This is a genomic window from Pedobacter sp. 01N416 (assembly GCF_056399685.1).
In genome coordinates, this window is record NZ_JBFTRT010000377.1 from 1 (window position 1) to 4,998 (window position 4,998).

Genomic DNA, 4,998 nt, shown 5'->3' on the forward strand with positions numbered 1-4,998 from the left:
GAATGAAGTCATCATTGTATTTATAACGTTCTGCTTCTGATAGTTGTGTTTTTCCATCTTTTGAAAACGCACCGTAACCTGGTGAAGATGCTCCAAATGTATGTTCTCCAAAAAGCATGCTGTTTTCATAAGCCTTTGCCAAAGGTCCGGCTAATGATGTAGTTGAAATTCCCCATCCTTTCAATTGTGTATTCAGGATATCCAAGGCCGGTTCAAGCGGACGGATGTTCCTCGCTGTTTTTGATTCCTGAGGCATGGCCATTACCCCATGGATCCATGGATCAACCATATCACCACGAATGGTAGGCACTTGTGGATTTTCGGCCAATAAAACTTTTGCATATTCATCCAGGTCGGTAAAATGCAAGCGGACGTCTTTCATTCCGGCTACCTGTTTTTTTACTTCTTCAATTTCTTTGGGCGWAGGTGGGCCGGTATTATCATGCGTCATAATTACGGCCAGGTAATTTTTCGAGGGCCAGTTCTCCGGGGGTGTTACRCCCGARCCATAGTGTGGGGTGTAATTACAAAGCACTTTCGATCCATCGGGACCTACCCACCAAAAAAGTTGCGGCAGGCGTACCGGCTGCACCGTGTAATTACATCCAATCTGCAGGAATTTTATACCTGCATGATGCAACAAGGTCGGAAGYAACCAGCTRTGGGCTGGCACATCGGTCATCTTTGCGGCAATAGGCAACTGATGYCCATAGTCACGGGCAATCTGAGAAGAGAAGATCAGGCTTCTTACGTAATCTTCCTGGTCCATTACGTCCGATTCTATGGTAGCAGGCAGGGCATGTACRCTTATTGTACCCTCCCGGAGTGCCTCTTCTACCTTTTTTCGCCGCTCAGGCGTTTGCAATGGCCCTAATATGGCACCCTTCATGGGCCAGCCGGCAATCGTCCATTTAAAACGTTCATTAACCGGTTTTTTCTTGTCGGCTTCTATTAAGCGGGTGGCATTGTCCATCATATCTTCACGGTATTTTTTAAAYACGGCACTTGCAGGCATGGTATAACCCAGATCGCAATGTGTTTTAAACACTACCCAGATATCGGTTACTACAGGYGCTTTTTTTCCGGGAAGCAAATTTGATACCGGTKGYGGAAGYGSTATAGGTGAGACGGTTTTGTTATAGTTTTGAGAAAATGCGGGTAAAGCCGCTGTTAAGAGYAARGCAGCAACAGCGCATTTAATAACCAGCTTAGCCATGGCATTCTCATGCCCCAACTCCGCAGATTGCATATAATTACGAAAATGCGCYRCCTGTTTTTCTATATAGGCAGTTGCAGCAGTCATCTTTTTTGTAGTCATAAATTTTCTTTAACGAATGTTTTATARTAATGGGTTTATTTCAATTTTAAACTGACCTTTCAATTCTTTGATTTCGGTTATTTATTAGCGGGAGACAGGAAAATAATATCCTATCTCCCGTTATTCGATATCAATTATTTAGACAGTTTAATTTTCATATGCTAGTATCCGGCATTTTGTGTAAGCTTAGGGTTTGCCTGTATTTCCGATTGAGGCAATGGGAACAATAAATTTTTAGTCGCAAAAGTGATATTCGATCCGTACGGAAAGGTATAGCCCACCAGGGCAACAAATTTATCGTTCTTGGTATCATATGCCATCCGGGTCCGGACCATATCAAACCATGTTATATTTTCATAACAAAGTTCATGGTTCCGTTCACGCCATACCGCTTCACGAAACTGCGTCTGGGTAAGTCCGGCTAAGGGAAGTAATCCGGCTCTTGTCCTGATTTGATTCAAATATGTATATGAATTAGCATCAGGAGTTCCATCCGCTTCGTTTTGTGCTTCCGCATATAAAAGCATAATATCTGTTAAACGAATTAACGAATAGCATTTCCCTGACGGTGCATTAGCGGTATAGCTAACATTATTAAAGTATTTAAAAATGTGCTGTCCGGTTGAAAACTGAATATCAGCACCCGTTGCCTGACTTGCGTAATGAGAATAAAAATATTGGTTTTCCTTCCCTCTTTTGTCACTGGGAGTGAATGATTTGTAAAACGTTAAATCCGGTGTTAGCGCACCTGTACCCCCATTGGCACCGCTTACCCCCGCAAACAAAGGAAGTGTATAGTTAAACATTGGATTAGCCAGCGTTGTGCTTGCATATTGGGCCATAAAAATATTCTCCATCTTATTGTCATTCACGGGGTCACGGAACTGATCGTAATTGCTGTAAAATGTGAATTGATTTGATGAGATAACTTCCAGTGCTTTTTGCTTGGCTAAAGCGTATTTATCGGCCTGCTGCAGCGGATAACCAGCCATCGTTTCATATACTTTGGCCAGTAAGCCCTTTATTGCGCCCAACGATACTCTTCCGGTGTTATCTGTAATCGGTAAACCGCTTTGCTCTGCCGATAACAGATCAGGCACAATTAATTTCTCATATACATCTTTAACAGGGTTTCTTGGAACCTGTGCGCTTTCTACACTGGATGTTGGAGCAGTTAATAAGGGTACATCTCCATAAATCCTCACCAAGTTAAAATAAAACCATGCTCTTAAAAACTGTGCCTGCCCGATTAACTGACTCTTTTGAGTCGCAGTCAGCGCTGTAGCCGACATAGCTGAAATATTGGCAATGGCCAGATTTGCTGCGTTAATTCCCTGATAACAGGTCCTCCACCATTGACGTACGTACAGATTCGCAGAGCTTGTGCTCAGGCGTAGCAACTCCTGATTGTTGGTCGACTGGCTAATATCGGTATTGGCCTGACCGGTTGGCATTTCGAGCAACAATAAACTTAAATCATCAAAATTGCCCCCCTGACTGTATATCGTACCGACCGAGGCGTAAATCCCGTTAACGGCATTTTGCGCCTGGGCAAGAGTTTTGTAGTAATTATCCGGCGTATAGGCACTTGGCGGATTCTCATCGAGGAATTTTTTGCAGGATGACATTGCAAGCAGGGCGAATGCAACGACTGATAGTTTTATAAATTTTTTCATGACTAGCAAATTTTACAGGTTGATATTATTTAATGCTCATGCTTAATCCAAGATTAAATATTCTTGGTCTGGGTTCGCCATACAAATCGATTCCGTAGGAAAAAGCCAGAGACGGTGCCCAGGATGATGATTCCGGATCGTAACCGGTTTTATACTTGGTAATCATAAAGAAGTTCTGCAAACCGGCAAAAACCCTCAATGAGCTCATACTGATCTTACCAGCAACAGACTCTGGAAAAGTATAGCCCAATGTCAGGTTTCTACCCCTGATAAAAGATCCGTCACTGATGTACCTCGATGTTTGGAGCAAGGTAGATCCATGGGCATCGTTGTTCAGACGTACATAACCTACCTCCGTTTTTTGATTTGTCGGTGTCCATGCGTTAAGAACAGTTGTAAAGGCATTGGCATAAGTTTGCCTCTGCTCCTGAATAAGCGTTCCAATATTAAAGACGCTGTTTCCCTGGCTAAAGCCGATATCCAGAGAGAAATCAAAATTCTTGTACTTCAATCTGTTAATCAATTCCCCTGTATAGTTTGGATAAGAGTGCGCAAGTATGGTTTGATCTTTTGAATTAATCAGCCCATCATTGTTTAGATCAACGACCTTAAGATCGCCGGGAAGTTTCCCGTACTTGGCCGCCTGTGTTACCTCATCTGAACCCCAGGTGCCATCTTGCTGGTAGCCCCATAAAGATCCTACCGGTTCTCCTACTCTTAAAATACCTATCTGATCGAGCACTGACGGCCCCGGAAATATATCTTCATTGTTGGTGCCCAATGCCAGTACCTTATTTTTGTTAAAGGCAATGTTGAATGTGGTGCTCCAGGTTAAATCTCCGGTCAGGTTATTTGAAGTAATTCCCAGCTCAAGCCCCCTATTACGGACCGAACCAATGTTTTTTAATACGTTATCATAACCGGTTGATAGCGGAACCGGCGCATTAAGCAACAAATTATCGGTCACTTTATTATAAATATCGGCAACGATATTTATACGCCCTGCAAATAAATCCAGGTCCATTCCCAAATCAAGCTGATTGGTCTGCTCCCATTTTAAATCCGGATTGGCAATAACACCCTGCACAACCCCCGCGGTCCTCACACCTCCCAGAACTGTGAAATTTGTAGCCAGTGTACTCAGCGACCGGTAAGGATCAATGGAAGAATTTCCGGTACTTCCGTAACTTAGTCTAAGCTTTAAATTGCTGATTACCTTGCTGTCCTTTAAAAAATCTTCCTGTGAAACACGCCAGGCGATTGCCGCTGAAGGGAAAAATGCAAATTTATGGTTCTCACCAAACACTGACGCTCCATCGTAGCGGCCTGTGGCAGTAAACAAATATTTATCCGCCAAAGAGTATACGATTCTACCAAAATACGAATTGGTCTGCTTAAGATATGCTGAAGAACTTGGTGGATTGGCAATATTGGCTGCGCCTAAATTATTAAACAGATAATAACTGCCATCAAAACCCGAAACCCCGTCCGCAAAGGTTTCATTGGAAGTTTGTGACCACTCCGCCCCCAGGGTTGCGTTAATTTTGTGAATTTCGCTGAATGTTTTATTGTAGGTAAAATAACTTGAGCTTTGCCAGTACAGATTTTGAACGGTACTTATCGAGGCGCTGATACCGGTATTTTGACCTCTGTCCAGGAAATCACCACTATAGGCAAAATTATTTTTACTTGAATTCACCTGACCTGAAAGACTCGTTTTGAAACTTAGGCTTGGAGAAAGAACAGTCTCCAGATATGTATTGGCGAAAACAAGGGTTCGGTGGGTTAGGTTAACATCATTGGTCGCCTCTGCAACAGGGTTGACCGGAGTTTCACCTAATTTATGCATGTAATCAGCGCCCCATTTTCCGTTAGGCAGTTTTACGGGAATAAAAGGAAAAGATTCCAGGGCCATCCTCGCCACACCATAGCCAAACCCGTCATTAGTTTTTGTTATATTGTAAATTCCTGATACGTTTAACCCCGCATTAAGCCATTTGTTTA

Annotated in this window: 3 protein-coding genes; all 3 read right to left on the reverse strand. The window is 43.0% G+C overall.

Annotated elements, in window-relative coordinates:
• On the reverse strand, positions 1-1,093 hold a 1,093-nt coding region (locus tag AC1DND_RS19230; protein WP_477584055.1), incomplete at its 3' end, for a glycoside hydrolase family 38 N-terminal domain-containing protein.
• 386 nt (positions 1,094-1,479) lie between these two features.
• Positions 1,480-2,994 (reverse strand): RagB/SusD family nutrient uptake outer membrane protein, encoded by a 1,515-nt coding sequence (locus AC1DND_RS19235; protein ID WP_477584056.1) that lies wholly within the window; start codon positions 2,992-2,994, stop codon positions 1,480-1,482.
• A 25-nt stretch (positions 2,995-3,019) separates the two neighbouring features.
• Positions 3,020-4,998 (reverse strand): SusC/RagA family TonB-linked outer membrane protein (locus AC1DND_RS19240; protein ID WP_477584058.1); only part of this gene is annotated, 1,979 nt, incomplete at its 5' end.